27 protein-coding genes and 1 tRNA gene are annotated in these 26,266 nt (G+C 64.4%); 11 read left to right on the top strand and 17 right to left on the bottom strand.

Annotation, left to right across the window (positions count from 1 at the left end; translation table 11 throughout):
• Positions 1–18: 18 nt before the first annotated feature.
• On the bottom strand, positions 19–2,670 hold the full coding sequence (locus Q0D44_RS11235) for a M1 family metallopeptidase (RefSeq protein ID WP_294136622.1): 2,652 nt from the start codon (positions 2,668–2,670) through the stop codon (positions 19–21).
• 188 nt (positions 2,671–2,858) lie between these two features.
• On the bottom strand, positions 2,859–3,320 hold the full coding sequence (queF, locus tag Q0D44_RS11230) for a preQ(1) synthase (RefSeq protein WP_294136620.1): 462 nt from the start codon (positions 3,318–3,320) through the stop codon (positions 2,859–2,861).
• Between the two features lie 89 nt (positions 3,321–3,409).
• Between queF and Q0D44_RS11225 the strand changes: the two genes are divergently transcribed.
• The 5 genes from Q0D44_RS11225 to Q0D44_RS11205 all read left to right on the top strand — a co-directional run bounded on the left by Q0D44_RS11225 (position 3,410) and on the right by Q0D44_RS11205 (position 8,589).
• Positions 3,410–4,618 carry a hypothetical protein gene (locus tag Q0D44_RS11225; protein ID WP_294136619.1) on the top strand — a complete coding sequence of 403 codons (1,209 nt, stop codon included), beginning with the start codon at positions 3,410–3,412 and terminating at the stop codon, positions 4,616–4,618.
• A 62-nt stretch (positions 4,619–4,680) separates the two neighbouring features.
• On the top strand, positions 4,681–5,526 hold the full coding sequence (locus Q0D44_RS11220) for a sulfurtransferase (RefSeq protein WP_294136617.1): 846 nt from the start codon (positions 4,681–4,683) through the stop codon (positions 5,524–5,526).
• Positions 5,523–6,755, top strand: coding sequence for a cystathionine beta-lyase (gene metC, locus Q0D44_RS11215; RefSeq protein ID WP_294136615.1), 1,233 nt, complete (start codon positions 5,523–5,525; stop codon positions 6,753–6,755). Before Q0D44_RS11220 ends, metC begins: the two co-directional genes overlap by 4 nt.
• A gap of 2 nt (positions 6,756–6,757) precedes the next feature.
• Positions 6,758–8,032 carry a mechanosensitive ion channel domain-containing protein gene (locus tag Q0D44_RS11210; RefSeq protein ID WP_294136613.1) on the top strand — a complete coding sequence of 425 codons (1,275 nt, stop codon included), beginning with the start codon at positions 6,758–6,760 and terminating at the stop codon, positions 8,030–8,032.
• Positions 8,033–8,076: 44 nt separating this feature from the next.
• Positions 8,077–8,589: a sterol desaturase family protein gene (locus tag Q0D44_RS11205; protein WP_294136611.1), complete on the top strand. Its 513-nt coding sequence runs from the start codon at positions 8,077–8,079 to the stop codon at positions 8,587–8,589.
• An 87-nt stretch (positions 8,590–8,676) separates the two neighbouring features.
• On the opposite strand, the gene rmuC is transcribed toward Q0D44_RS11205, so the two are convergent.
• Together rmuC and Q0D44_RS11195 are read right to left on the bottom strand one after the other, a co-directional pair.
• Entirely contained in the window at positions 8,677–10,131 is a 1,455-nt protein-coding gene (gene rmuC / locus Q0D44_RS11200) for a DNA recombination protein RmuC (RefSeq protein WP_294136609.1), read from the bottom strand.
• A gap of 29 nt (positions 10,132–10,160) precedes the next feature.
• The gene (locus Q0D44_RS11195) at positions 10,161–11,354 is read right to left on the bottom strand and encodes an aminotransferase (RefSeq protein WP_294136607.1); all 1,194 of its coding nucleotides are present in this window, start codon (positions 11,352–11,354) and stop codon (positions 10,161–10,163) included.
• Positions 11,355–11,417: 63 nt separating this feature from the next.
• Here Q0D44_RS11195 and Q0D44_RS11190 point away from each other — a divergent pair, with 63 nt between their 5' ends.
• Complete coding sequence (locus tag Q0D44_RS11190; RefSeq protein WP_294136605.1) at positions 11,418–11,786, top strand: hypothetical protein; 369 nt, start codon at positions 11,418–11,420, stop codon at positions 11,784–11,786.
• Positions 11,787–11,853: 67 nt separating this feature from the next.
• Here Q0D44_RS11190 and guaA read toward each other — a convergent pair whose 3' ends face one another.
• The 9 genes from guaA to rpsM all read right to left on the bottom strand — a co-directional run bounded on the left by guaA (position 11,854) and on the right by rpsM (position 20,985).
• Positions 11,854–13,413, bottom strand: coding sequence for a glutamine-hydrolyzing GMP synthase (gene guaA, locus Q0D44_RS11185; RefSeq protein ID WP_294136603.1), 1,560 nt, complete (start codon positions 13,411–13,413; stop codon positions 11,854–11,856).
• 80 nt (positions 13,414–13,493) lie between these two features.
• Complete coding sequence (locus Q0D44_RS11180; protein WP_294136601.1) at positions 13,494–14,726, bottom strand: TCR/Tet family MFS transporter; 1,233 nt, start codon at positions 14,724–14,726, stop codon at positions 13,494–13,496.
• A gap of 27 nt (positions 14,727–14,753) precedes the next feature.
• Positions 14,754–15,407: a YoaK family protein gene (locus Q0D44_RS11175; RefSeq protein ID WP_294136599.1), complete on the bottom strand. Its 654-nt coding sequence runs from the start codon at positions 15,405–15,407 to the stop codon at positions 14,754–14,756.
• A 9-nt stretch (positions 15,408–15,416) separates the two neighbouring features.
• The gene (locus Q0D44_RS11170) at positions 15,417–16,004 is read right to left on the bottom strand and encodes a hypothetical protein (protein WP_294136597.1); all 588 of its coding nucleotides are present in this window, start codon (positions 16,002–16,004) and stop codon (positions 15,417–15,419) included.
• Between the two features lie 61 nt (positions 16,005–16,065).
• Positions 16,066–18,237, bottom strand: coding sequence for a prolyl oligopeptidase family serine peptidase (locus Q0D44_RS11165; RefSeq protein ID WP_294136595.1), 2,172 nt, complete (start codon positions 18,235–18,237; stop codon positions 16,066–16,068).
• 101 nt (positions 18,238–18,338) lie between these two features.
• Positions 18,339–18,764, bottom strand: a complete 426-nt coding sequence (rplQ, locus tag Q0D44_RS11160) for a 50S ribosomal protein L17 (protein WP_294136593.1) — start codon at positions 18,762–18,764, stop codon at positions 18,339–18,341.
• A 205-nt stretch (positions 18,765–18,969) separates the two neighbouring features.
• A complete protein-coding gene (locus tag Q0D44_RS11155) occupies positions 18,970–20,034 on the bottom strand; it encodes a DNA-directed RNA polymerase subunit alpha (protein WP_006967377.1) in 1,065 nt (354 codons plus the stop codon).
• A gap of 119 nt (positions 20,035–20,153) precedes the next feature.
• Positions 20,154–20,543: a 30S ribosomal protein S11 gene (gene rpsK, locus Q0D44_RS11150; protein ID WP_004208752.1), complete on the bottom strand. Its 390-nt coding sequence runs from the start codon at positions 20,541–20,543 to the stop codon at positions 20,154–20,156.
• A 73-nt stretch (positions 20,544–20,616) separates the two neighbouring features.
• Complete coding sequence (rpsM, locus tag Q0D44_RS11145) at positions 20,617–20,985, bottom strand: 30S ribosomal protein S13 (protein WP_006967373.1); 369 nt, start codon at positions 20,983–20,985, stop codon at positions 20,617–20,619.
• Between the two features lie 298 nt (positions 20,986–21,283).
• Here rpsM and Q0D44_RS11140 point away from each other — a divergent pair, with 298 nt between their 5' ends.
• The 4 genes from Q0D44_RS11140 (at position 21,284) to arsB (ending at position 24,090) form a co-directional block, all read left to right on the top strand.
• The gene (locus Q0D44_RS11140; protein WP_294136587.1) at positions 21,284–21,835 is read left to right on the top strand and encodes a hypothetical protein; all 552 of its coding nucleotides are present in this window, start codon (positions 21,284–21,286) and stop codon (positions 21,833–21,835) included.
• A gap of 464 nt (positions 21,836–22,299) precedes the next feature.
• Positions 22,300–22,632, top strand: coding sequence for a metalloregulator ArsR/SmtB family transcription factor (locus tag Q0D44_RS11135; RefSeq protein ID WP_294136585.1), 333 nt, complete (start codon positions 22,300–22,302; stop codon positions 22,630–22,632).
• A 16-nt stretch (positions 22,633–22,648) separates the two neighbouring features.
• Positions 22,649–23,059, top strand: a complete 411-nt coding sequence (gene arsC, locus Q0D44_RS11130) for an arsenate reductase (glutaredoxin) (RefSeq protein WP_294136583.1) — start codon at positions 22,649–22,651, stop codon at positions 23,057–23,059.
• Complete coding sequence (gene arsB, locus Q0D44_RS11125) at positions 23,059–24,090, top strand: ACR3 family arsenite efflux transporter (RefSeq protein WP_294136581.1); 1,032 nt, start codon at positions 23,059–23,061, stop codon at positions 24,088–24,090. The genes arsC and arsB overlap by 1 nt, the downstream gene beginning before the upstream one ends.
• A gap of 3 nt (positions 24,091–24,093) precedes the next feature.
• Here arsB and Q0D44_RS11120 read toward each other — a convergent pair whose 3' ends face one another.
• From Q0D44_RS11120 to Q0D44_RS11105, 4 genes are all read right to left on the bottom strand, one after another.
• Positions 24,094–24,357 (bottom strand): 3TM-type holin, encoded by a 264-nt coding sequence (locus Q0D44_RS11120; RefSeq protein ID WP_294136578.1) that lies wholly within the window; start codon positions 24,355–24,357, stop codon positions 24,094–24,096.
• 86 nt (positions 24,358–24,443) lie between these two features.
• Positions 24,444–24,983, bottom strand: coding sequence for a glycosyl hydrolase 108 family protein (locus Q0D44_RS11115; RefSeq protein ID WP_294136576.1), 540 nt, complete (start codon positions 24,981–24,983; stop codon positions 24,444–24,446).
• A gap of 123 nt (positions 24,984–25,106) precedes the next feature.
• Complete coding sequence (locus Q0D44_RS11110; RefSeq protein ID WP_294136574.1) at positions 25,107–25,346, bottom strand: hypothetical protein; 240 nt, start codon at positions 25,344–25,346, stop codon at positions 25,107–25,109.
• A 163-nt stretch (positions 25,347–25,509) separates the two neighbouring features.
• A tRNA-Leu gene (locus Q0D44_RS11105) sits at positions 25,510–25,596 on the bottom strand.
• Positions 25,597–25,765: 169 nt separating this feature from the next.
• On the opposite strand from Q0D44_RS11105, the gene Q0D44_RS11100 reads away from it, so the two are divergent.
• On the top strand, positions 25,766–26,263 hold the full coding sequence (locus Q0D44_RS11100; RefSeq protein ID WP_294136572.1) for a hypothetical protein: 498 nt from the start codon (positions 25,766–25,768) through the stop codon (positions 26,261–26,263).
• Positions 26,264–26,266 lie beyond the last annotated feature (3 nt).

Below are 26,266 nucleotides of genomic sequence, written 5' to 3'. Positions count from 1 at the left end.
CGCCACCGCCCTTCCCGCTTATTTCTTTGCGGCAAACCAGGCCGCCAGCGGCGCCTTGAGCCGCGTCCGCGTCTCGATCCGCGTCTTGATCGCAGCGATCGAGCGATCGACTACCTTGCGCGATTCGGGCGTCAGATATTGGGTCGCATAGGCGTCCAGCTTGGTCGCCATCGCCGGGTCCGCCGACCCGCCGCCGAGCCGCGCCAGCGCTTGGCTCCGCGCCGACACGTCGATCAGCGCTTCATATTGCGCGCGGTGCGCCAGCACATAATCGACCGCCAGCATCGGATGCTCCGCCCCCACCTGCGCGATGATCGCCGCGCTGGTAGTCTTGCCCGGTTCGTCGGTCAGCGCCAGGTCGAGCGCCTTGGCGCCCAGCCCCTCATCCTTCGCCGCGCCCAGCAGCGCGAACAGGCTGCTCTTTTCCAGATCGCTCTTCGCGCCCTTGGCCATCACCCGCAACTTGTCCCAGGTCGCCTGATCGGCATTTTTCGCGATGATCGCCAGCCACACATTGCGCAGCGGCCCGTCGAGCGCGGCGGGGTTGCTTGCCAGCGCGGCAAAGCGCCGGTTGGCCTCCGCCACCACCGCCTTGTCGCCCATATCGCCCAGCGTCGATATCAGCGCGGAGCGCAGCACCGGCACCTGCGCGCCCTCGCCAGCCTTCGCGTCATAGCCGATCGCACTCAGCGCCGGGGTCAGCTTGGCCGACGTATAGGCCGCGACCCGGCCCTGCGCCGCCTTGTCGCTTTCCAGCATGGCATAGGCACTGTCGAGATAGCCCGGCACCTCCGCCAGCACGGCGGGGCTGGCCGAAACCGGCACCGCGTCGATCAGGTCCAGCGCCAGCCCGATCGGCTGATAGCCGCCCAGCCCCAGCTGAAAATTATCCGCCAGCAATCCGGTCTGATCGATCGACGCCAGCTTGGTAAAATCCTTCGCCAGCGCCTGCACATTGGCAGCGGGATAGAGCGAGCGATAATAGCCCGTCTGCCCGGCATTGACGACGTATGCGCCGCAACCCGGCAGCACCATCTGCCCCTTGCCCTGCAAGATCAGCCGCTGCGGCGCGCCACCAATGGTCTGCGCCATCACCGGCACATTCCATTTGAGCGGCGTCTTGCCCTTGGCGTCACGGCTATATTCACCTTGCGACAGGCTCAGCACCGTCTGCCCGCCCTGACATTGCGCGCTCTCGACCGTCACCAATGGGATGCCCGGCTGGCTGGTAAAATCATGGGCGATGCTCACCAGCCCCTTGGCCCCCGCGCCCTCGACCGCCTTCCACAGATCGTCGGTCACCGTGTTGCCATAGGCGTGCGCCTTCATATAGCTGCGGATGCCGTTCTTCCACACATCCTCGCCGGCAAAGCCCTCCAGCATGGTGATGACCGCTTCGCCCTTTTGATAGGTAATCGCGTCGAACGCCTGATTGACCTGATCGACCGTGGTGATCTTCTGCACCACCGCATGGGTAGTGGCGAGCGAATCAAGGCTCATCGCCGCCTCGCGCCCGTCCACGCGGGTCAGCAGCATTTCCCAGTCGGGTTGCAGCTTGTCGGTCACCTTGGTCGCCATCCAGCTGGCGAAGCCCTCGTTCAGCCACAGGTCGTCCCACCACGCCATGGTGACCAGATCGCCAAACCATTGATGCGCCATTTCATGCGCGACGGTTTCGTAGATGCGGCGCTTGGTCGCTTCGGAGGTGAAGCGCGGATCGACCAGCAGCGCGCGCTCGAAGGTGAAGATCGCGCCCCAATTTTCCATCGCGCTGAAAAACTGGCTCTGGCCCGGCCCTGCGACATTATCCAGCTTGGGCAGCGGATAGGGGGTGCCGAAATAATCGTTGAAATAGGGCAGGATGCTGGCCGACGCATCTAGCGCCAGCGCCGCCTTGCCGCTATTGCCCTTGCCAGTGATCACGCCCACTTCGGTCGCGCCCGACATCTTTGTCGCGCGCTCCAGTTCGCCCAGGCCAAAGAAGAGCAGGTAGGACGACATTTTTGGGGACGTGCCAAACGTCACCTGGGTCTTGCCACCGCCCAGATCCTTGATGGTTTTTACCGGCATGTTGCCGACCGCCAGTTCGCCGGTCGGGATGATAGCCGACAGGTCGAACGTCGCCTTGTAGCTTGGCTCATCCCAGCTCGGCACGAAACGGCGGGCATCGGGTGCCTCGAACTGGGTGAACAGGGCGCGCTTCGCCTGCCCCTCATTATTGGTGTAGTCGAGCGCAAACAGCCCGTTCGCCTGTGTGTTGATGACGCCTGCATAGGCGATAGCGAGCTTATACTGGCCCGGCGCCAGCGGCTTGCCGAAATCCAGCGTCACCGTCTGTGCATCGGCATCCACCTTGGCGCTGCCCTTGATCGCCTTGCCCTTGGCGGGGGTCAGCATGACATCGCCGAAGGTCAGGTCGGCGGCGTTCAGCACCAGAGCGGGCATTGCCGTGCTGACCATGACATCGATCGTCACCTTGCCGGTGAATTTGAGGTTCGCCGCATCGGGCGTCACTTGAATCGCATAATGACCCGGCACCGCGCCGCGCGGCAATTGGGTGGTGATCCCGGCGGCGGGGCCAGCCGAAGGACCGGACTGCGCCAGCGCAGGCGTGGCAAGGGCGATGGGCGCGGCTGCGATCAGCAGCGGCAGGATTTTGGCAAGCGACATAGGGTTTCAGACTCCGACAAGTCAGGCAGGCTTGGGTCCGATCGGACCGGCACCGTGATGAAACGCCAAATAGCCCGTTTCGCTGCATCGGTCACGCAATGATATGGTATCTCAATGTCGCTGGTCGAACCCTGTTGTGCGTTCGTCAAACAGGAAGGCTGGCGTTGCCACCTAACACGGAGGGGTTTTTACCCCCGCCCGCGATAGCCCGGCACATCCTGAGCGGGCAGCCACAAATCCTGCGGCGGCGCGCCCGATTGCCAGAACACATCGATGGGAATCCCCCCGCGCGGATACCAATAGCCGCCGATACGCAGCCACACCGGCTTCATCTCGGTAAACAGCCGTTCGCCGATCCCCACGGTGCAATCTTCATGAAAGGCGGCGTGGTTGCGGAACGAGCCCAGAAACAGTTTCAGCGACTTGGATTCGACGATCGTGTCGCCGGGCGCATAGTCGATCACCAGATGGGCAAAATCGGGCTGGCCGGTCACCGGGCAGAGCGAGGTAAATTCCGGTACGGCAAAGCGGACCAGATAGTTGCGACCGGGCCGGGGGTTGGGGACATAGTCCAGCTCCGCCTCTTCCGGGCGGGTGGGCAAGGCGCTGGTCTGGCCCAGATGGAGCGGGGTCAAGGCAGGGTCGGTCATGCCGCTCCCCTACGCGATTGCACGGCTGGTGTCATCGGCTTCTCATTGTTCACTTGCGGTTCAGCCGCTCTTGTGGCTTGGCTCGACCCATGGGGTATCATCGTTCGTTCCTGTTCGCCGCGCCGTTGCTGCTTGCGCTGCCCGTTCATGCCCAGCAGGCGGAGGAGGCCGCACCGGTATTCACTCTGCCGCCCGCCTCCGCGCCGCAGCCCGCCAACCCCCGCCAGCAAGGCCCGGAACTGGACGTGTTCCGTGCGCCTGCGACGACTACCGCGCCTCCGCCGGTCGTCACGCCGACGGTGACGCCAACACCGACACCCGCGCCTGCCCAGCCTGCGCCACAAGCCCCGGCGCAGCGCGCAGCGCCAGCGCCCACGCCACGCGCCGCCCCGGCACAGCCCACGCAACGCCCGGCAGCGGAAGCGGAACGCGCAGCCCCCGACAATCAAAGCAGCCCGGTCACCGCGCCAGCACCACAGCCCGCACCGGAGCCTGCCCCCACCCCTGCCGCTTCTGCGCCAGAGGAAGCGCAACTCTCGCCCGCGCCGACCGACGCCACCCCCTGGCCCTGGATCATCGGGGGTACGCTCGTGCTGCTGGCGATCGTCGCAGCCCTCCTGTTGCTCCGTCGTCAACAACCTGCCTATGACGAGGCCGAAGGTGAGATTGCGCCGCCCGCGCCGGTCCCCGTTCCAGCCGCGCCCAAACCCGCGCCAGCCCCACAGTCTGCGCCGACGCCTGAACCCGCACCCGAAACCGCTATCCCCGACGCAGCCGACCGCCCCTGGCTCGACATGGCGCTGGACCTCACCCAGGCACGCTATTCGCTGATGGGCATGACGGTCGGCTATACGCTGCTGCTCCACAATCGCGGCGAAACCCCGGCGCAGGATGTGCTGGTGCGCGGCATCATCGGCAATGCAGGGGCGCAGCAGCAGGCCTTGCTTCAGAGCTTTTTCGCCGAGCAAAGCGGCCTGCCGCTCCATGCCGCCGTATCGATCATGCCCGGCGAAACAAGGCGGCTGACAGGCGAGCTGCGCCTGATGCCCGACCAGATCGTGCCGGTGAAGATGGGCCAGCGCAGCCTGCTGATCCCGCTCGCGGCCTTCGACGCCAGCTATCACTGGGGACCGGAGGAGGCCGAACCGCTGGGCCATGGCCGCACCGCCCGTGCCTTCATATTGGGGCAGGACCAGGAGCCGCCCGCCGAACGACTCGCCCCCTTCCGCCTCGACCAGGGACCGCGCCAATATCGGCGCGCCGCCACCCGCGCCGCGGGTGAACTGGTCCCGTCCTGATCCCCCTTTCCTGCCTGTCCTGCGCGTTCTACAGATAGGAAAATCAGGCCAGAGGGCATCGCATGGACATTCTCGTTTCGACCGACTGGCTGGCCGCTGAACTGGGCAAGCCGGACCTGTGCATTCTGGACGCCAGCCTGTTCCTGCCCGGCACCCCGCGCGACCCGCGCGCCGAGTTTGAGGCCGCCCATATCCCCGGCGCGGCCTATATGGATTTGCCCAGCCTCAACGATCCAGACGATCCGACCCCCGGCATGATCCCGCCCGACGCGCTGATGACGCAGCGCGCGCAGGCGCTGGGGATCAACACCGACAGTCGCATCATCGTCTATGACAATAGCCCGATCCACAGCGCGGCGCGCGGCTGGTGGATGGTGCGGCTCTATGGCCTTGGGGTCTCCGCCGCGATCCTCGACGGCGGCCTGCCCAAATGGGTGGCGGAGGGCCGCGAGACGCAAAGCGGCTCCGTCACCCCCACGCCCGGCAACGCCGTCGCCCGCCGCGCGCCCGGTCAGGTCCGCACCAAGGCCGATTTGATCGCCAACCTCACCACCAACCGAGCCCAAGTCCTCGACGCGCGCGGCGCTGGCCGCTTCACCGGAGAGGAAGCCGAACCGCGCCCCGGCATGGCGTCGGGCCATATCCCCGGATCACGCAACCTGCCCTCCTCCGCTCTGTTCAACCCCGACAACAGCATGAAGAAGGGCGACGATCTGCGCCAGCTGGTCACGGATGCCGGGATCGATCTCGACCGCCCGGTCATCACCACCTGCGGCAGCGGCGTCACCGCCGCGATCCTGCTGGCGGGCCTGGAACTGCTGGGGCAGCGCGACGTCACCCTGTATGATGGCAGTTGGTCCGAATGGGGTTTCGATCCCGCCACGCCCAAGGCGACCGGCCCGGCATGAGCGACGCAGATCACAATAGGGATAAGCGCAAGCCGCTGACCAGATTGGCGCAGGCAGGGCGCAAGCCCGAATGGACCGGGATGCCCGGCCAGCCCGGCGCGATCGTCAGCCCGCCGGTCTGGCGCGCCTCGACCATCCTTTACGATGATGTCGCCCATCTGCGCCGCGCGGCGGGCAGCAGCACGCATGAACGGCTCTTCTACGGGCGCAAGGGGACGCCGACCGCCTGGAGCCTGGCCGACGCGCTCACCGAAATGGAGCCGGCCGCGGCGGGGACGATGCTATTCCCATCGGGCGTCGCGGCGATCGCCTGCGCGCTGATGGCGGTGCTGAAGCCCGGCGACAAATTGCTGATGGTCGACAGCGCCTATGACCCGACCCGCAATTTCTGCACGCAAATGCTGAATGGTTACGGTATCGAAACGATATTTTACGATCCCTGTGACATTGTCCAGCTCAGTGTCGGGTTAGCCGATGAACGGGTCCGCGCCCTCTTTCTCGAAAGCCCCGGCAGCCTGACCTTCGAGGTGCAGGACATTCCCGCCATCACCGCCCTCGCCCGCCAGCATGGCGTGGTCACCCTGGCGGACAACACTTGGGCGACCCCGCTCTATTTCCCGGCCCTGTCCCACGGCGTCGACATCTCCATCCTCGCCTGCACCAAATATATTGTCGGCCATAGCGACGTCATGATGGGCAGCGTCACCGCGACCGACCATTGGTTCGGCAAAATCCGCCAGACCGCCTATCTGCTGGGCCAGATGGTCAGCCCCGACGACGCCTGGCTAGCCTCACGCGGCCTGCGCACCCTGGGCGTGCGGCTGAAACAGCATCAGGACAGCGCGCTTGCCATCGCTCATTGGCTCAAGGACCAGCCAGAGGTCGCCCGCGTCCTCCACCCCGCTCTGCCCGATTGCCCCGGCCATACCCTTTGGCAGCGCGATTTCAGCGGATCGACCGGCCTGTTCAGCTTTGTCCTGAACGGCGGAGACGACGTCGCCCGCGCTGCCCTGATCGACGGCCTGGACCATTTCGGCATCGGCTATAGCTGGGGCGGTTTTGAGAGCCTGGCCCTGCCCGTCGATCCCGCCCGCTACCGCAGCGCCACCGTCTGGCAGGCGCAGGGTCCGGCCGTCCGCCTCCATATCGGGCTGGAAGATCCCGCCGACCTGATCGCCGATCTTGCCGCCGGTCTCGCCCGCTTCCGCGCCGTCCGCGACGGGGGCTAGGGATGATGCCCGGCATCGACTGGTTGTTGGCTCATGTGCCTGACGACAGCGGCATCATCCATCCGCTGATCGCTCTCGCCCTTGCGCTGCTGCTCCATCTGGCCGCTGCCGGTTTTGCCCGCTTCATCGCGCCGCGCCTGCATCCCCGCACCCATGTCATGGGACCGGCCTTCACCCAAAGGCTGCGGGCGATGCTGCGCTATGCCCTGTCGGCGCTGCTGATCGGCATTGCCACCGCCTTCTGGCCCCATGATTCGGTCGGGCATCTCATCCTGGGCATCGGCCTTGGCCTCTCGGTCGCGCTGCTCGCCGCCTATGCGTTGCGGACGCTGGCGATTCCGCGCTGGGCAGCACTGCCCCTCGCGCTTCTGCTGTTCCTCAGCATCGTGTCCGGCACCAGCGGTGGCCTCGCCCCGGTCGGCGCGATGCTCGACACGGTGGGCATTAGCCTTGGCAAACGGCGCATCACCCTGCTTGGCCTGTTGTCGATCGCCGCCACCTGCGTTGCCCTCTTCGCCCTCGTCCGCCTCGCCAACCGGCTGATCGGCCGGTCCATCGACCATACCGACGGCTTCGATCCGACCCAGAAGCTGCTGGCGCAAAAGCTCGCGGCGATCGCGGTCATTGTCGCCGCCTTCTTTGTCGGTGTCGATCTGCTCGGCATCGACCTCACGGCGTTCGCAGTCTTTTCCGGCGCGCTGGGCCTTGCCATCGGCTTTGGCCTGCAAAAGACATTCGGCAATCTGATCGCCGGGATCATCCTGTTGATGGACCGATCGATCAAGCCGGGCGACGTCATCGTGGTGGGCGACAGTTTCGGCTGGGTGAACAAGATCGGCGTCCGCGCCGTGAGCGTCATCACCCGCGATGGCAAGGAACATCTGATCCCCAACGAGAATCTGATGACGCAGGAGGTGGAGAATTGGTCCTACTCCGACCGCAACGTCCGCGTTCGCATTCCTGTAGGGGTCGGCTATGATTGCGACCTGACGCTGGCGCAAAGCCTGATGCGGCAGGCCGCGCTCGACTGCCAGCGCGTGCTGCGCGAACCCGAACCCAATGTCTGGCTGATCGGCTTTGGCGACAGCCGCGTGGATCATGAGATTTTGGTGTGGATCAGCGACCCGGAGGGCGGCGTCAGCAACGTCAAGTCGGACGTCCTCAACCGGTTGTGGCACCTGTTCAGGGATGAAGGCATCATCATCCCCTATCCCCAGCGCGTGATCCACGCCGCGCCCATGCCATCGCCCGCCCCCGACCTTTCGGCCACCCCGTAGCTTTACGGGTCGCGCCGTCGCCTCTGCCCGCCTATATGGTTGCCATGTCGATCCTGCTGCCTGCCCTTGTCTTTCTCGCGACCGTCGCCGCGATGGAGGGCTTTGCCTATGTCATGCACCGCTGGGTGATGCACGGGCCGGGCTGGTTTCTGCACGCCAGCCACCATCGCCCGCGCAAGGGCAACTGGGAAGCGAACGACCTCTATTTCGTGATCTTCGCCCTACCCTCGATCATCCTTCTGCTGGGCGGCGTGCAATGGGGCTGGGGCAATCTGGCCACCGCCTGCGGCGCGGGGATTGCTGCCTATGGCGCGATTTATCTCGGCTTCCACGACATCATCGTCCACCAGCGGGTGAAGAACCGCTATGTCGCCCGCTCCCCTTATATGAAGCGCATCGTCCAGGCGCACCGGCTGCACCATGTGGTCGAAACCAAGGAAGGCACGGTCAGCTTCGGCTTCCTCGTCGCCCCGCGCCCGGAAGATCTGAAACGCGAACTCGCCCGCCGTAACCGGGCGGGAGTGCGGGCGGCGAATGGGGCGACGAGAGGCGGCTAACACAACATCCGTTCGTTTTGAGCGTAGTCGAGAAACCTGCGCGCGACGTTTCTCGACTACGCTCGAAACGAACGGAACAATGTTTATTCACTCCACCGCGTCCGGCAATGCCCGCAACGCCTCCGCAGACGCCGGATCGCGCACCAGCGCATCGACCGGTGCCAGCTCTTCCAGCTCCTTGCCGCCCGTCTCGATATTCAGGTCACGCAGCTTGCGCCCGGTCACCAGCACCCGGCTTTCAAAGCTGCCGACGAAGGCGTTATAATCGCCCACCGCGCCGTGCAGCCGGTTGCCCAGCTTCTTGAGTGATGCCGCCGCCGCCGCCAGCCGCTCATACAGCTCCTTGCCCAACTGCCCGACCTGCCGCGCCTGATCCTGCAACTTGGCCTGTCGCCAATGCCCCGCTAGCGTGCGCGCCAGCGGCAGGAAGGTCGCGGGACCGCAGATGATGACCCGGTTCTTGGCGGCCCGTTCCCACAGGTCCATGTCCGCTTCCAGCGCGGCGGTGACGAAATTATCGCCCGGCACATACATGATGACGAAATCGGGCGCCTTGTCGAACTGCTCCCAATAAGCCTTGCGCCCTAGCGCGTCGGCATGGGTCCGCATCGCGCGGGCATGGTCGGCCATATGGGCGTCGCGGATCGCCGGATCGACCTGATCGACGGCGTTGAGATAGGCGACCAGCGAACATTTGACGTCGACCACCATCTGCTGGTCGCCGGGCAGGCGGATGATGAAGTCGGGCCTGAGCCGGCCATCTTCGACCGCGACCGACACTTCCTCGCTGAAATCGACGAAAGGCGACAGCCCGGCCGTCTCGATCAGATTCTTGAATTGCTGCTCACCCCAGCGCCCCCGCGTCTTGGGCGCGGCGCGCAGCGCGTTGACCAGCTTGGCGGTCTCGTCGCGCACCTGTCCTTGGCCCAGCTGGACCTGGCTCACCGCCTCGCGCAATTCGGCGTAGCTGCCGACCCGATCCTTCTCGACCCGCTGCAACCCTTCCTCATAGCGTTTGAGCGTCGTTTCCACCGGCGACAAGAGGGTCTTGAGCTGCGCCTCGCTCTTCTCGTTCGCCTGGGCAAAACGCTGGTCGGCGCGGTCTAGGAAGGTCTTTTGCGCTTCCCCCAGCAGCTTGCCGCCAATCTCGCTGAACTGGGCGGACAATTGTTCCTTGGCATCCTTGAGCGCCGCGATCTGCGCCTCAAACGCCTCTGCGCGCGCCTGCGTATCGGACTGGAGCGCCGCCAGTTCTCGCAGCGCGCCCTCGCGTTCGCGCTGCACCGCATCGAGCCGCTGGGTCAGCGCCGCCTGCGCCAACTCCAGCCGCTGCGCTGCCGCTGCCGTCTGTGCTACCCGCTCCTTCTCCACCGCCAGCTCGCTGATCGCGGCGTTACGCTGGCTGGTCGTCAGGTCCAGCCGACCCGCCAATTCCGCCTTTTCCGCCGCTAGAGGCCCAAGCGCCTTGCCGCGCAGCAGCCAGCCGACCGCCAGTCCTATCAACAGCGCAACGATAATCAACAGGATCGGCAGGATTTCCATGAACACCCCTTCTGGAACGAACAGGGAACTTAGCGCCCTTCGCCGGACGCCGCAACCGCCCGTTGGCGAAACGCGGCCAGCCGCGCTACCGCTTCATCCAGCACTTCGTCCGCCTTGGAAAAGCACAACCGGACCAGATGGGTGACGGGTTCGTCGGGATAGAAAGCGGAAATCGGGATCACCGCCACCCCGGCCTCATGAATGATGCGCTCACAAAAGGCGACGTCATCCATGGCGATGCCGCTGGCAGGCAGATCGACGCAGACAAACCATGTCGCCTGGCTGGGCAGCAGGACGAATCCTGCATCGGTCAATCCCGCTACCAGCCGGTCGCGCGACGCCTGATAGTCCGCGCGCATCGCGTCGAACCAATCTACCGGCTTGGCCAGCCCCTTGGCTACCGCCCATTGCAGGTTGGGCGGGGTTGTGAAGGTCAGAAACTGGTGCGCCCGCGCCAGCAAAGTCCCGATCGGCGGGGCGGCGCACATCCAGCCGACCTTCCAGCCGGTGAGCGAGAAAATCTTGCCCGCCGACCCGATCTTCACCGTCCGCTCACGCATCCCCGGTTGCGCCATCAGCGGATGATGGCGCACCCCGTCATAGGTCAGATGCTCCCAAACCTCGTCACAAATGGCGATCAGGTCGCGATCGACGCAGAAACGCGCCAACAGCGCCAGTTCGCCCTCACGCAGGACGATGCCAGTGGGATTGACCGGGTTGTTCATCAGCAGGAAGCGGGTGCGTGGCGACGCCGCCGCCTCCAGCGCTGCTGGCGTAATCCGCCATTCCGGCGGGGTCAGCCGCACGACCTTCGCCACGCCGCCTGCCCGCTCGATCAGCGGCAGATAGGCGTCGTAGAGCGGGGCCAGCAGCAGCACCTCGTCGCCCGGCTGCACCAGCGCCAGCAGGGTCGCGGCAATCGCCTCGGTCGCGCCGGATGTCACGATGACCTCCTGCGCGGTCAACGCCAGCCCCTGATGCGCGGCATAATGGCTCGCCACCGCAGTGCGCAATTCCGGCAGGCCGGCCATCGGCGGATATTGGTTGGATCGGCTGAGCAGCGCGTCGGCCGCTACGTTCAAAATGTCCGCTGGTCCCGGCGCATCGGGGAAACCCTGGCCCAGATTGATCGCACCCGTCTCACGGGCCAGCGCCGACATATGTTCAAAAATGGTGGTCGGCATGTCCCGATAGACGGGGTGGCCAAGCAAGTCAGAGTTCACATAATATCCTTGACTTTATATATAAGTTATAATACATATACTACATATTAATGGAGATGTACTATGTCAAAGTATGATGGTTTGGCTCGTTATCTTACTGAACAGGACGACGAATCCATAACGCTTTCGTTTGAGAAAGTGAGCGCAGTGGTAGAAGGAGGATTGCCCCAAAGCGCATATGACTATCGGCCATGGTGGGCGAATCGATACGATGGGAAAGATGCGCAGAATCAAGGCTGGCAATCAGCCGGGTGGGAAACCGCTGACGTCGATATGAAGCGACAAAAAGTAACTTTTAACAGGACTTTCAAAACTCGATCAAGTTTCGGTACAGATTTCATAAAGCCGCTTACCATTGAGCAAGCCAAAGCTGGTCTGGCAGTCGCCTTTCAGGTTCCCGTTGAAAAAATCGAGATAACGATAAAGGGCTGATGGTCGAGGCGCCTTCCGCCGCCGAGTAAATCGGGTGACCGTCCCCCGGACAGTCACTTCATCCGGTTCATTCCCATTCGATCGTGCCCGGCGGCTTGGACGTATAGTCATAGACCACGCGGTTGATGCCCTTGACCTCGTTAATGATCCGGGTCGCGACCCGGCTCAGGAAAGCGGCATCAAACGGGTAGATGTCCGCGGTCATGCCATCGGTCGAGGTGACGGCGCGCAGGGCGCAAACGCTGTCATAGGTGCGCAGGTCGCCCATGACGCCCACGGTGCGGACGGGGAGCAGCACGGCAAAGGCCTGCCAGATCGCGTCATAAAGGCCCGCATTGCGGATTTCTTCCAGATAGACCGCATCGGCCTTGCGCAATATGTCGCATCGCTCCTTGGTCACTTCGCCGGGGATGCGGATGGCAAGGCCCGGCCCTGGGAAGGGATGACGACCTACGAAAATCTCCGGCAGGCCCAGTTCGCGGCCAAGCACGCGCACTTCGTCCTTGAACAGTTCGCGCAACGGTTCGACCAGCTTCATATTCATGCGTTCGGGCAGGCCGCCGACATTATGGTGCGATTTGATCGTCACGCTGGGTCCGCCGGTGAAGCTGACGCTCTCGATCACATCGGGATAGAGCGTCCCCTGCGCCAGGAAATCGGCGCCGCCAATCTTTGCGGCCTCCTCCTCGAACACGGCGATAAACTCGCCGCCGATGAACTTGCGCTTCTTTTCCGGGTCGGTGAGGCCAGCAAGGCCGCCCAGGAAGCGATCCTCCGCATTCACATGGACCAGCTTGATGCCATAATGTTCGCGGAACAGGGTGACGACCTGCTCCGCCTCACCCAGCCGCATCAGGCCATGGTCGACGAACACGCAGGTCAGCTGATCGCCGATCGCTTCGTGGATCAGCACGGCCGCGACCGCGCTGTCAACGCCACCCGACAGGCCGCAAATCACCCGGCCTTCGCCCACCTGCGCGCGAATTTCGGCGATCTTGGTCGCCCGAAATTCCGCCATGGTCCAGTCGCCCGCGAGGCCGCAGACATGGCGGACGAAATTGGCGAGCAGCTTGCCGCCATCGGGCGTATGGACGACTTCGGGGTGGAACTGGGTCGCGTAGAAGCGCCTGGTTTCGTTGGCAGTGACGGCGAAGGGTGCGCCCTCGCTGGTCGCGACGACCTCGAACCCGTCGGCCAGCTGCGTCACCTTGTCGCCATGGCTCATCCACACCTGATGCTTTTCGCCCGGCGCCCACAGGCCGTCGAACAGTGCGCAGGGCTTCTTCACCTCAATGAAGGCGCGGCCGAACTCACCGCTCTCGCCGCCTTCAACATTGCCGCCCAGCTGCTGCATCATGGTCTGCTGGCCGTAGCAGATGCCCAGCACCGGCACGCCCGCATCGAAAATGGCTTGCGGCGCACGAGGGGAATCGTCCCACATGACCGAGGACGGCCCGCCCGACAGGATCACGCCCTTGGGCTGCATCCGGGCAAAGGCTTGCTCCGCGTTGTTAAATGGCGCGATCTCGGAATAGACTCCCGCTTCACGCACGCGCCGGGCGATGAGCTGGGTCACCTGGCTGCCGAAGTCCACGATAAGGATGGAATCCTGAAGGGGCAGCGTCATCGAATCGCCTTTATGTCGAGCGGTGGAAGGGATTCGCGCCCGGTTAGTCGCCCGGCCCCGATATGTCCAGTTTTCGCGACCTATGCTGCGTCCTCGTCCAGCCTGCGGCCTGCTGCCCATCCCAGCAGCGCTGCCCCGCCCAGCACGGCCGCCGCGATCAGGAAGGCGCTGCCGATGTAGGGCAGGGTCGGATTGCCGCCGACCGACAGCGCATAGACGCCACCGAAGAAGAGCGGCGATACAATGCCCGCAATGCTGCCGACGCTGTTGTTCGCGCCCTGCAACTGGCCCTGTTCGGATTCGGACACGCGCCGCGTCATCAGCGACTGGATCGTCGGCATCGCCATCCCCCACAGCGCATTGGGCAGCATCGCGGCGACGAACAGCCAGCCGGTCGGCGCCAGCCCCATGCAGGCGATGCCGAGCGCGCCGAAGGCCAGCCCCGTCACCATAGTCGCCCGATCGCCCAGCCTTTTCACGACGGGGCCGACCAGCAAGCCTTGCACGCCCATGTCGAGCAACCCGACCATGGCGAGCAGGCTGCCGACCTGCCACGCCCCCCATCCATAACGATCCCCGGCATAGAGGACGAACACGGCGGAGAAGAGATGATGGGCGAAATGGAGCAGGAAATTGACGATTGCCAGGCTCGACAGCTCCGGGTGGGAGCGTAGCAGGGTGAGCGCACCGAACGGATTGGCGCGCGCCCATGAGAAAGCCATCCGCTTTTCGCGCGGCAACGATTCGGGCAGGACGATCACACCGTAGAGGAATGCCAGTCCCGACAGTGCCGCCGCCGCCCAGAAGGGCGCGCGCAACGAAATCTCGCCCAATATGCCGCCGAGCAGCGGCCCGGCGACAAAGCCGCCGCTGAACGCTGCGCCGATCAGGCCATAACCGCGCGCACGATCTTCCGGCTGGGTGATGTCGGCCATATAGGCAAAGACAGAGGTGAAACTGGATGAGGTGACACCGGCCAATATCCGCCCCAGCGCCAGCCACCATAAGTTGGGTGCGACCGCCATCAGCACATAGTCGAGCGCGAGGCCACATACCGACACGAGGATGACGGGCCGCCGCCCGAACCGGTCGGAGAGTGACCCGATGATCGGCGAACAGATGAACTGCATCCCCGCCCACAGCGCCACGAACACGCCGTTCCACAGGCCCGCCGCGCTGCTGGAGCCGGACAGCGATTCGATGAGTTGCGGCAGCACCGGGATGATGATCCCCATCGACATGACGTCGAGCAGCGCCGTCACCAGGATGAAGGCAATGGCCGCATTGCGGCGAGGGAGAAGGGTGGCGGGCATGGGACACCGCCTAGAGCGGTTAAGCGCTCATGCCAAGCGATCGGCGCGGGGCAGCGGCCCCAGCCAGAGGCTCCACGCCAGCAACAGCACGCACCAGCCGCAAGCGACCCATAATGCGCCCAGGTCCATGCGCCCAAACAGCAAAGCGCCCGCCACGGCCCCCGCGACAAGGCCCAGCCAGAGCAATAAATGGGGTAGCCAGCCAAAAGCCGGGCCACCGGTCACGGCGCCGGCCAGCGCCTGCCCCAGCTTCACCAGCGCACCGGTCATATAGGTGACGCCGATGCTCACCTCGCCATCGCGCTGGAACACATTGTTCACCGCGCCCATCGCCGCCGCCATCAGCAGGGTCAGGCCGTCGCCAGCCGTTCCGGCCAGCGATGCCGCCATGGTCAACAGCACCAGCACAAGTCCCAGCACGGCCTGCTTACGCCATCGCCCGGCGGCCCTCGCCAGCAACGCGCCGGCAAATACTCCGCCGACAAATGCGCCGATCAGCCCGATTGCCGCCCATGCCAGCGTCGGCTCGGTCGCAATGCCGACTGCCATCCGGGTCGAATTGCCGCTCATGAAGGACACGAACAACCCGCCCAGCTTGAGCAACCCCAGGGCATCGACCATCCCCGCCAGCGCCGCCAGGCCAAAGGCCAGGACATGGCGCGACGGAGGATGGCGATGCATCGCTGCGGCCTATCGCATCACGACATCGCGGCTCAGATAGACCTCCGCCACGCGGCCATCCTTGATCGTGCAGGTGAAGCGGCGGGTGGTGCCGGTCGGGGCGCGATAACTGGCGCGGGATTCGACCTCGCCGTCGATATTATAGCCGTCCTGCGCAGCGCGCGGTTCGTCCATGCGCCGCACTTCGGCATAACCACCATTTGCGCCCTGCGCCTCATCACGCGCGGCAACGGCGCAGGCATCGGCCATCTGGTCCTGATCGCCCTTAGCCGCGGCAACATCGGAAAAATCATCGTCGCGCCTGACATCCGCGCCATAGTCAGTGCCGTTCGCCGGCGGCGGTACGGCATCGTCGCTGTTGCGCGCGGCCTTCTTGTCCTTCGACATGGAGGAGGTGACGATAGCAACGGCACCAATCAGCGCCGCGACCCCGACGGCATCACCAAAGCCGAAACCATTGCCGCGATCACGATGGTGATGGCCCCAGCCCCGATCATGGCCACGATCATAGCGAGGGCGCGCCTGCGCCGGGGCGATGCTGCCCACCAGCAGCGCCATCCCCACCAGCGATCCTGTCATCCAGCGCGTCTTGCCCATGCGTCTATCTCCTGCGGTCAAACGGTCTCTATCCGCGTCCGGCTGTCGCGCGGCTGAACGATTATCGCGGATCGGCCTTGATCTGCAAACCCGTGAATGACGCCAGAAAGGCATAGCTGTCGGCATATTCGTCGATCAGCTTGTCGATCGGTTTTCCCGCGCCATGGCCCGCCCGGCTTTCCACTCGCAGCAACCGGGGTCTGCTGCCGACATCGGCGGCCTGCAAGGCGGCGGCATATTTGAAACTGTGGGCGGGAACCACCCGGTCGTCGGTGTCGGCGGTGGTGACGAGGATTGCGGGATAATCCTTGCCCGACAGGATGTTGTGATAGGGCGAATAGCCGTACAGCAGCGGAAAATCCTCCGCCCGGCCAGGCGATCCATAGTCATCGACCCAGTAGCGCCCGGCGGTGAAACGATCAAAGCGCAGCATGTCCATGACGCCCACGGCAGGCAGGGCAGCGGCGAACAGGTCGGGCCGCTGGTTGACCACTGCGCCGACCAGCAGGCCACCATTGGAGCGGCCCTCGATCGCCAGCCCGTCGGGCGTGGTATAGCCGTTGGCCTTGAGATATTCAGCCGCGGCAATGAAATCGTCGAACACATTTTGCTTGTTGGGGCCACGTCCGGCGTCATGCCATGCCTTGCCGAACTCGCCGCCACCGCGCAGATTGGCGATGGCATAGACCCCGCCCTGCTCCAGCCAGGCCAGCCGGGTCGCTGAATAGCCCGGCGTCAGGCTGATGTTGAAGCCGCCATAGCCGTAGAGGATGGTTGGCGCGGCGATCGCCCGGTCGGCCAGCGCCTTCTTGCGGATCACCGTCATCGGCACACGAGTGCCATCCTTTGACACATAGCTGATCTGCTCCACCCCGAATTCGTCCGGGTTGAAGGGCAGGTCGGGCTGCGCGAACAACTGGCTTTGCAAAGTGGACGTATCGAAACGGTAGATGCTGGACGGGGTGGTGAAGCCCGAAAAGCTGAAAAATGTCTCCGGGTCGCCATCGCGCCCGCCAAAGCCCGCCGCCGTCCCCATGCCGGGCAAGGGCACGTCGCCTACCTTGCGCCCGTCCAGTTCGACCAGTTCGGCAATGGTTTCGGCCTGCGTCATATAGGCCAGGATCAGCCGGTTGCCGACCAGCGACCCCCCCGCCAGTGCATCGGCGCGCTCGGCCACGACCGGTTGTGGTTTGCGCCGTGGTTGTGCCGCGTCGAGCGTCACCACACGCAATCGGGGCGCTCGATCGTCTGTGATGAAATAGAGGGTCGATCCCCGACTGCCGATCAGCCGCCAGTCCTGCACCGGCCCCTTGACCAGCCGGCGTGGCTTTACTGGCCCGCCGTCCAGCGCCGCGACATGGACTTCGCGGCGCGGATCGATCCCCTCGAACGAGCTGATTACCAGCCAGCGCCCGTCATTGGTGACCTGCGCGGTATGACTGAGTTTCGGGCGATCGGGTGTGGCATAGATCAGCTGATCCTGTGCCTGCGCGGTGCCGACACGATGATAGAAAAGCTGCTGATCCTCATTGGCGGACCGGAAAGCGGTATCTCCCTGCGGCGCGGGATAGCGGGAATAGAAGAAGCCCTCGCCACGCCCGTCCCAGGCCAGGGTCGAAAATTTGACCCAGTCGATGCGGTCGTCCAGCACTTTGCCCGTGTCCACGTCCAGCAGCCGCAGCGTCCGCCAGTCGCTGCCCGCCTCCTGCACCGCAAAGGCCAGGGTGCGACCATCCGGGGACGGGGTCCATTCGGCCAGCGCGCTTGCCCCGTCTTTGGCCCACTCATTAGGGTCGATCAGCAAACGCTGCGGCCCGTCCAGCCCTTCCCGCACATAGAGCGGGGTCTGGTTCTGGAGGCCCTTGTTATAGCCGTAGAAATAGCGACCGCCCGCCTTGCGCGGGACAGTGTAGCGGCCATGCGAGAGCAACGCCTGCATCCGCGCCTTGAGCGCAGCGCGGCCCGGCAATCCGTCAATATAGCTGCGGGTCAGCGCATTTTCTTCGGCGACCCAGTCCCGCACCGCGGGGTCTGCGCGCAGGTCGTTCTCCAGCCAGCGATAGGGATCGGCGACCTTCACGCCGAAATGATCCTCGACCAGATCAAGGCGCTTCGCGGCCGGATAGCGCAAGCCCTGTCCAGCCGCGTCGATGGCAGCCGCCTCCGGCCCGGCAAGAACCGGGCTGGCCGCCAGCAGCAGCGGCAGCAGGAACAAGCGAGCCGTGACGCGCATCCTCTTTCCGTCTCTTTTTATCAAACAGAACAGGCCGTGGCTCCTAAAGAGCCACGGCCTGTCGGTAAAGCATCCAGTCCCCGTCAGGAGGACCGCACCAATCAGGCGGCTTCGTATTCATCCTCGTCGGCGGTCTGCACCGGGCCGCTGTCCTGACCCTTGGCGCTAACGTCGCGGTCAACCAGTTCGATGATCGCGATCGGCGCAGCGTCCGACGCGCGGATGCCGGCCTTGATCACGCGGGTATAGCCGCCGTTACGATCCTTGTAGCGCTCGGCCAGAACCTCGAAGAGCTTGGTCAGCTGTGCATCGTCCTTCAGGCGGGCGTCGGCCAGGCGACGGTTGGACAGGCCACCCTTCTTCGCCAGCGTGATCAGCTTTTCCACATAGGGACGCAGTTCCTTCGCCTTGGGCGTGGTGGTCAGGATCTGCTCATGCTTGATCAGCGAGGCGGCAAGATTGCGCAGCAGGGCGACGCGGTGGCCGGTGGCGCGCTGGAGACGACGTTGACCCATTCTGTGACGCATATTTCATATCCTTCGTTCGTTAAGGGCCCGTTTCAGGTAGCCCAGACCAGGCGGTGATAGGGCCACCGCCGATACCCATTCTGTCTCCCGGCAACCGTCACGGGAGTAAATCCCGTGACGTCAGTCGGCGCTATGCGCCGCTGGCCGGTCGTTCGCGTTCGCGTTGCGAACCGCCGCGCTACTGCGCTGCGCGGCTCGCTCCGACTTACCCCAGCAGCTCTTGTTCGAGCTTCTTGGCCATTTCCTCGATATTCTCAGGCGGCCAGCCCGGAATGTCCATGCCCAGACGCAGGCCCATGGACGAAAGCACTTCCTTGATTTCGTTCAGCGACTTGCGACCGAAATTGGGGGTGCGCAGCATCTCGGCTTCGGTCTTTTGGACCAGATCGCCGATATAGATGATGTTGTCGTTCTTGAGGCAGTTGGCGCTGCGGACCGACAGTTCCAGCTCGTCCACCTTCTTGAGAAGGTAGCGGTTGATCTGGTTGGTGTCGCTTTCGCCTTCCGACGCCGATGCGACCGCATGGCCGCCCTGCGACGGCGCGGCGGTGGGCAGTGCGTCCTCGAAATGGACGAACAGTTGCAGCTGGTCCTGCAGGATGCGCGCGGCAAAAGCGACCGCGTCCTCCGGCGTGACGGTGCCGTCGGTTTCGACGGTCAGCGACAGCTTGTCATAGTCCAGTTCCTGGCCGACGCGGGTGTTGTCCACCTTGTAGGCGACCTGACGAACCGGCGAATAGAGCGCGTCGATCGGAATGAGGCCGATGGGCGCGTCTGCAGGACGGTTGGCGACGGCGGGCACATAACCCTTGCCGACGTCAGCGGTCAGTTCCATGTTCAGCGTTGCGCCCTGGTCGAGGTGACAGATCACCAGGTCCGGGTTCATCACTTCGATGTCGCCAACGACGCTGATATCGCCAGCCTTGACCACGGCCGGGCCGGTGGCCGACAGCTGAAGCCGCTTGGGGCCATCGCCTTCCATCCGCAGCGCGACCTGCTTGATGTTGAGGACGATGTCGGTGACATCTTCACGCACGCCGGCGAGCGACGAGAATTCATGCAGGACGTTCTCGATCTTGATCGAGGTGACCGCCGCGCCCTGAAGCGAGGAAAGAAGAACCCGGCGCAGCGCGTTGCCAAGCGTCAGGCCGAAGCCGCGCTCTAGTGGCTCGGCGACGAAGGTCGCCTTGCGCTTGCCGTCGCTGGTTGGCTTGATTTCCAGCGCGTTGGGCTTCTTCAATTCCTGCCAGTTCTTCATGTTGACAGTCATGTAATTCCCCTGGGGATGTGGCCGAAACGCTTATGATCCTGGACCCGACAGGACGTTGCGGCCGATGCAGACGGGTAACGGGCGGCGCGTCCGCCGCCCGCCATATCGCTCAGCCGAATTTAGACGCGGCGGCGCTTGGACGGACGCACACCGTTGTGCGGGATCGGCGTCACGTCGCGGATGGAGGTGATGTGGAAACCCACGGCCTGGAGGGCGCGCAGGGCCGATTCACGACCTGAACCGGGACCCTTGACTTCGACTTCCAGGGTACGGACGCCATGTTCGGCGGCCTTGCGGCCGGCATCTTCCGCGCACACCTGAGCGGCGTACGGGGTCGACTTGCGGCTGCCTTTGAAGCCCATCATGCCAGCCGAGGACCAGGAAATCGCGTTGCCCTGGGCGTCGGTGATGGTCACCATGGTGTTGTTGAAGCTGGCGTTGACATGTGCCACGCCCGCCGAGATGTTCTTGCGCTCACGGCGCTTAATGCGCTGGGGTTCGCGTGCCATTTTGCTCTATCCTACTCGAAATACTGAAAAAAGAAGTCGGGAGGGCGAAGCCGTCAGGCCCGCCCTCTGGCGCTTACTTCTTCTTACCGGCGATCGCCTTGGCCTTGCCCTTGCGGGTACGGGCGTTGGTGTGCGTGCGCTGGCCGCGAACCGGCAGACCCTTACGATGACGCAGGCCGCGATAGCAGGCCAGATCCATCAGGCGCTTGATGTTCATCGCGGTGTTGCGGCGAAGATCACCCTCGACGGTCAGGTCGGCGTCGATCGTTTCACGAATCTGCAGCACTTCGGCGTCCGACAGGTCCTGCACGCGGCGGCTGTGGTCGATACCCAGCTTCGTGGCGATGTCGACGGCGGTCTTGCGGCCGATGCCGTGAATGTAGGTGAGCGCGATGATTACGCGCTTGTTGGTCGGGATGTTAACACCCGCAATACGTGCCATGGTCAATAAATCTCCTGCTCCACGGGGCGATTGGCGTCACCCCATCTCAAAGCGTCAGGGTTGAGCAGTCCTTGGCGTGGATGCGCAACCGATGTATACCCCCGGACGCAAAAAAGACGGCCAGTGCGCGAAGCACTGCCGCTCACCAGCGTGTCGGGATGTCCGCGCCCTAGCGATTCGGGTGCGCGGTGTCAATATCGGCAACGGCAAGCCTTGATACAGCCCAGCCTGCCCTCGGCCCTTCTCCGCTCATCCTTTTCCGGTTGAGCCGCTCGCACGGTGCAGGCATGGGTGGGCGATGCGCTTTACCACAAACCTTGCCCTCGCCGCGCCCTTCCTCATCCTGCTTGGTTCCTGCGTCGGACCTGCGCCGCGCCAAGCCAATCCAGCGCCTACGCCCGCGCCCCGGCCAACCCCGGCTCCCGCGCCGACGCAGCCTGCGCCCGCTGCGCCGCAGGCCAGCGAATGGCAGTATCGCGCGACTGCGCCGGGCGACTGGCGCTGGCAATCCGATGCAGCCATGTCGATCGCGCGGTTCGGTCCGACCCCTGCCGATACCCGCCTCACCATCCGCTGTGATCGAACTGCACGCCGGGTCAGCATCATCCGCACCGGCGCGGGTCAGGGGGCGATGACGATACGGACCAGCTATGGCGCGACCAGCTGGCCTGCAACCGCATCGATTGCACCGACACCGCAAACCGTCGCAGCTCGCGCTGCGGCGGACACGGCGCTGGATCAGATCGCCTACAGCCGGGGTAAATTCGCGGTCGAGGTGGCCGGGCTGGAACCGCTGATCGTCCCCGCCTGGGCAGAAGTGCCGCGCGTGATCGAGGATTGTCGCGGATAGCGACGCAGGCCGAACTTGCGGACGCGAAAGTATGATTCGAAAAAAGAATAATACAAGTCTTGATCATGCAGCCCGACTGATTCACATTCCATCCCGTGGCCGCACGAAGCGCAGTCGAAGTCGGCCATTACGGGCTTCAACATAGCGAAAGGAGGTGATCCGATGTCTCATGGTTCAGCAATGGGGTCGGTCAAGTCCATTCGGGGAACGCGCCGCTGAGCGACGCCACGCCGTCGATCTTCCTCCACATCGCGAGATAAAGCGCGCCGACATACAGGCCGTCTCCCCGTGGAGAAGATAGCGCGACCTTCGTTTCCCCTGGGCGGCACTTCCGGCCGCTGACCATGCACATGATGGGCCGTCGGGCTTCGACCCGGCGGCCCCTCTCATTTGCGCTTCTCCTCCATCGAGGCAGTTTCGCGAAACTGGCTTGATTGACTTTGTATATCCATTTATCTGGATATATGGAAAACGGATCCGCCATCGCTGCTCTGGCCGCCCTTGCCCAGTCCACACGGCTCGACAGTTTTCGACTGCTCGTGCGTCATGAGCCCGATGGCCTGCCCGCGGGCGAGATCGCCCGGCTGGTCGGGGTGCCGCAAAATACCATGTCGTCCCATCTGGCCATCCTTTCCCGAACGGGTCTTGTGCGGTCCGAGCGGCATAGCCGGTCGGTCCATTATCGCGCCAACCTGGACGCGCTGGGCGCGCTGACCCTGTTCCTGCTCAAGGATTGCTGCGGGGGCAACGCCACCCTGTGCGCCCCGATCGTTGCTGAACTCTCCCCCTGCTGCTGACCCAAAGGAAACCCCCTTGGCCACCGACATCATCATCTATCATAACCCCGCCTGCGGCACGTCGCGCAACACGCTGGCGATGATCCGCCATGCCGGGATCGAGCCGCATGTCGTGGAATATCTCCTGACCCCGCCGTCGCGGGCGTTGCTGGAGCAACTTATCGCCCGCGCCGGCATCACGCCGCGCGCCCTGTTGCGGCAGAAGGGAACGCCCTTCGCCGATCTGGGCCTGGCCGACGAGAGTCTGTCCGACGCGGCGCTGATCGACGCGATGATGGCGCACCCGATATTGATCAACCGCCCGCTGGTCGTGTCGCCCAAGGGCGTGCGGCTGTGCCGTCCGTCCGAAGCGGTGCTGGACCTGCTGCCCCATCCGCTGCCCACCCCCTTCGTCAAGGAAGATGGCGACGTGGTGGGAGCCGCCTGATGTCGCTGTTCGAACGCTATCTCAGCCTGTGGGTCGCGCTGTGCATCGTCGTGGGGATCGGGCTGGGGCAGCTGTTTCCGACCGCCTTCGCGCTGATCGCGGGGGCGGAGGTCGCCCGCGTCAACCTGCCTGTCGCGGCGCTGATCTGGCTGATGATCATACCGATGCTGCTGCGGATCGACTTTGCCGCGCTGGGCAGCGTCCGGCGGCACTGGCGCGGCGTGGGGGTGACGCTGTTCATCAACTGGGCGGTCAAGCCTTTCTCCATGGCGTTGTTGGGCACGCTCTTCATCGGCTATCTCTTCGCGCCCTTCCTGCCTGCAGGACAGGGACCGTCCTATATTGCGGGCCTGATCCTGCTGGCCGCGGCGCCCTGCACTGCGATGGTGTTTGTCTGGTCCAACCTGCTGGATGGCGATCCCGGCTATACGCTGAGCCAGGTGGCGCTCAACGACCTGATCATGGTGTTTGCCTTTGCGCCGATCGTCGGGCTGCTGCTGGGCGTCGCGTCAATCAGCGTGCCGTGGGATACGCTGCTGCTCTCGGTCGGTCTTTACATCGTCGTTCCCGTTATTGTCGCCCAGTGGCTGCGCCGGGTGCGGGTGCGGGCGGGCGGACAGGCAGCGCTCGATCGGCTGCTCGCTGCGCTGGGACCGGTGAGCCTGGTCAGCCTGCTTGCGACGCTGGTGCTGTTGTTCGCCTTTCAGGGTGAGCAGATCGTCGCCCAGCCGCTGGTCATCGCGCTGATCGCGGTGCCGATCCTGTTGCAGGTCTATCTGAACGCTGGCCTTGCCTATTGGCTGAGCCGCCGTTTGCGGGTCGCCTGGTGCGTTGCGGGACCGGCCGCGCTGATCGGCGCGTCCAATTTTTTCGAACTGGCGGTGGCGGCGGCGATCAGCCTGTTCGGGCTGCATTCGGGCGCAGCGCTGGCCACCGTGGTCGGCGTGCTGGTGGAAGTGCCGGTGATGCTCTCCATCGTCGCGCTCGTGAAGCGTTCGCGCGGCTGGTATGAGCGGGGCGCGGCGGCGTAAGCGCTACCGCTCCGCTCCCTTCGCCTTGCCCCAGGCGCGCGCGGCGGTGTAGCCCAGATAGCCGGTGCCAAAGAGCGCATAAAGCGGTTCGGGCAGGGCGTTGAGATAGTCGCGCATCCCCACCGTGATCGCCGCCGCAATGTCGGGTCGCCACCCCGCGATCAATCCCATCGGCAGCGACCAGAGCAGCAGCGCATAGATGACGTAGAGAAAGGCGGGCCGCGCGCGGGTGGCCCAGGGATCGGTGGTTGGGGTGTCGGTCGTCATGGGTCCATATCCTGAATAATGGGGCTGTTTCGGGCGATGATCACACCCTCGCTGGATGGCAAATTTCCCAGTGCGTTCACGACCCTCTAACCGATCCGGTTGGCAAGCCAGCCGTAGAGAAAGGCCTCGTTGGCTGGACGGCTTTCGGCCAGCGCGATATAGCGTTCGCCCTGCATCGCCTCTATCGCCTTCAGCAGCACCGCCTCACCCGACTTGCCCCGCAACGCGCGGAAGGCGCGCAATGCCGAGAGCGTCCGCGCGCCGATCGCCCGGTCGAGCGTCAGATCGGGATAGTCGCGCTGGTTGCGATTGAGCGCGTTAAGCGCGCGCTGGAGAAAGCCGGTCGCGGTGCCAACGCCCATGTTGACGGCTGTATCGAACAACTCGGCGGCTACCGACGGCGCGGTTTCTGCGACGAAGGCATAGCCCGGCTGATCCCAGTAGAGCCGCCGATAGATCGCCACCGCCGTAGCGCGCGGCAAGGCCCGCATATCCCCGGCATAGCCATTGGCGCGCGCCACCGCATGGGTGATGCCCCAATTGGTTGCGCCGCCACGATCGGCGGGATGGTCGCTATAGCCCCCTTCGCGCGCGATAACTTCGTCGATGAGCCTATGAATATCCATGCTGCGCCTCCCTGCTTGGAACGAGGCGAATCATTTATCCCATATGGTTTGTTGTAGGACAGGAAAAATATCCGGCTGAACGCAAATGGCGTAAACCGCCCTATGCCGTCCAAATTGGATCGATCAGCCTTCTACGCGCAGCCGTTCGGCCAGTTGGGCGATTTCATCGGGTTCCAGCAGCCAGGTGCGCGTCCGGCGGCCTTCCCGATGGACGGGCTGGGTCAACAATACGCGCGCCTGTGCTTTGGCTTCGGCCTTGAAGATCGCGAAATGCTGGGCGCACTGGCGGATCGTGCCAATCAGCGGCGCTTTGCCGTCCAGGTCGATCATGGTCGCTGGCTGGTCCCAGTCTATGGCGGACATGGCGGCATCCTTTCATCGGCGGGCGGGTCAATCCCGCGCGGTGGCGTCAGATAGGCGGTCGGGCGCCGCCTCTGCAAGACCCTGCGGTCTTGCACGACTGTCCCTGCCCTTGCAGGGCGGGGGATTATCAATTTCTGCTGATCCTGAGCATCAGGCAAATGAATGGTGCGGCCAAGAAGACTCGAACTTCCACGGGCTTTCGCCCACAACGACCTCAACGTTGCGCGTCTACCAATTCCGCCATGGCCGCACATTCAAAGGGAAACCGGCAGGACCGGCATCTGGTAGGCGCTGGCCATTAGCAAAGGCTTTTGCGCCATGCAACAACCGATCTGCATCTGCGTTATGATTGATCGGTGGGCAGAACGCAGTCAGCCGAAGGGCTGACAGCGGCACGCGAGAGGATGGAAAGCAGGACCATGCACCATTGGATGCTGTCGGGCATGACAGTGGCCGCTGCGACGGTCATGGGGCTGGGCCTTGGTGCCTATGTCACCAGTCCGCAATCGTCCGCGCTGCCTGGCGACCCGGACGCTGTCTATACCGAGTCCGGTGACAGCGGTGCGTCGGATTATGCCTTCAATCCGACCGATCAGGGTCCCAGCGAAATCCGCTGCACCGGTTGCGGTCCCAGCCTGGCTGAACGGCGCAGTGCTTTGGATATGGCGGGGCTGGACGCAGACGGCATGATCGATGGCACGAGCGATCCGGTCGTGCGGGACTATCTGACGCAAGGGGACGCGGCGGAGGCAAGCTACCCCGCGCCGTCGCCCCCATCACCAGCCCATCAACTCCCTGAACCGATTGCCCGCTTCGCCGCCGGAGAAGCCGCTACGCCTCCTCCGGTTCTGCAACCTGCGCAGGCGGAAGGCGTCCCCGCCACCGTCGCAACGGCAGCGGGCGACTCCTTCCCTTAAGCG

Source organism: Sphingobium sp. (assembly GCA_023266575.1).
Lineage (GTDB): Bacteria > Pseudomonadota > Alphaproteobacteria > Sphingomonadales > Sphingomonadaceae > Sphingobium.
The sequence above is the reverse complement of the archived record's forward strand: the minus strand, read 5'-3'. Positions and strand labels throughout refer to the sequence as shown.

Excerpts from the sequence above, each read along its gene's own strand:
- Q0D44_RS11235 (WP_294136622.1), bottom strand. The coding sequence starts at position 2,670 with ATGTCGCTTGCCAAAATCCTGCCGCTGCTGATCGCAGCCGCGCCCATC.
- queF (WP_294136620.1), bottom strand. The coding sequence starts at position 3,320 with ATGACCGACCCTGCCTTGACCCCGCTCCATCTGGGCCAGACCAGCGCC.
- Q0D44_RS11225 (WP_294136619.1), top strand. The coding sequence starts at position 3,410 with ATGGGGTATCATCGTTCGTTCCTGTTCGCCGCGCCGTTGCTGCTTGCG.
- Q0D44_RS11220 (WP_294136617.1), top strand. The coding sequence starts at position 4,681 with ATGGACATTCTCGTTTCGACCGACTGGCTGGCCGCTGAACTGGGCAAG.
- metC (WP_294136615.1), top strand. The coding sequence starts at position 5,523 with ATGAGCGACGCAGATCACAATAGGGATAAGCGCAAGCCGCTGACCAGA.
- Q0D44_RS11210 (WP_294136613.1), top strand. The coding sequence starts at position 6,758 with ATGATGCCCGGCATCGACTGGTTGTTGGCTCATGTGCCTGACGACAGC.
- Q0D44_RS11205 (WP_294136611.1), top strand. The coding sequence starts at position 8,077 with ATGTCGATCCTGCTGCCTGCCCTTGTCTTTCTCGCGACCGTCGCCGCG.
- rmuC (WP_294136609.1), bottom strand. The coding sequence starts at position 10,131 with ATGGAAATCCTGCCGATCCTGTTGATTATCGTTGCGCTGTTGATAGGA.
- Q0D44_RS11190 (WP_294136605.1), top strand. The coding sequence starts at position 11,418 with ATGTCAAAGTATGATGGTTTGGCTCGTTATCTTACTGAACAGGACGAC.
- guaA (WP_294136603.1), bottom strand. The coding sequence starts at position 13,413 with ATGACGCTGCCCCTTCAGGATTCCATCCTTATCGTGGACTTCGGCAGC.
- Q0D44_RS11180 (WP_294136601.1), bottom strand. The coding sequence starts at position 14,726 with ATGCCCGCCACCCTTCTCCCTCGCCGCAATGCGGCCATTGCCTTCATC.
- Q0D44_RS11175 (WP_294136599.1), bottom strand. The coding sequence starts at position 15,407 with ATGCATCGCCATCCTCCGTCGCGCCATGTCCTGGCCTTTGGCCTGGCG.
- Q0D44_RS11170 (WP_294136597.1), bottom strand. The coding sequence starts at position 16,004 with ATGGGCAAGACGCGCTGGATGACAGGATCGCTGGTGGGGATGGCGCTG.
- Q0D44_RS11165 (WP_294136595.1), bottom strand. The coding sequence starts at position 18,237 with ATGCGCGTCACGGCTCGCTTGTTCCTGCTGCCGCTGCTGCTGGCGGCC.
- rplQ (WP_294136593.1), bottom strand. The coding sequence starts at position 18,764 with ATGCGTCACAGAATGGGTCAACGTCGTCTCCAGCGCGCCACCGGCCAC.
- Q0D44_RS11155 (WP_006967377.1), bottom strand. The coding sequence starts at position 20,034 with ATGACTGTCAACATGAAGAACTGGCAGGAATTGAAGAAGCCCAACGCG.
- rpsK (WP_004208752.1), bottom strand. The coding sequence starts at position 20,543 with ATGGCACGCGAACCCCAGCGCATTAAGCGCCGTGAGCGCAAGAACATC.
- rpsM (WP_006967373.1), bottom strand. The coding sequence starts at position 20,985 with ATGGCACGTATTGCGGGTGTTAACATCCCGACCAACAAGCGCGTAATC.
- Q0D44_RS11140 (WP_294136587.1), top strand. The coding sequence starts at position 21,284 with ATGCGCTTTACCACAAACCTTGCCCTCGCCGCGCCCTTCCTCATCCTG.
- Q0D44_RS11135 (WP_294136585.1), top strand. The coding sequence starts at position 22,300 with ATGGAAAACGGATCCGCCATCGCTGCTCTGGCCGCCCTTGCCCAGTCC.
- arsB (WP_294136581.1), top strand. The coding sequence starts at position 23,059 with ATGTCGCTGTTCGAACGCTATCTCAGCCTGTGGGTCGCGCTGTGCATC.
- Q0D44_RS11120 (WP_294136578.1), bottom strand. The coding sequence starts at position 24,357 with ATGACGACCGACACCCCAACCACCGATCCCTGGGCCACCCGCGCGCGG.
- Q0D44_RS11115 (WP_294136576.1), bottom strand. The coding sequence starts at position 24,983 with ATGGATATTCATAGGCTCATCGACGAAGTTATCGCGCGCGAAGGGGGC.
- Q0D44_RS11110 (WP_294136574.1), bottom strand. The coding sequence starts at position 25,346 with ATGTCCGCCATAGACTGGGACCAGCCAGCGACCATGATCGACCTGGAC.
- Q0D44_RS11100 (WP_294136572.1), top strand. The coding sequence starts at position 25,766 with ATGCACCATTGGATGCTGTCGGGCATGACAGTGGCCGCTGCGACGGTC.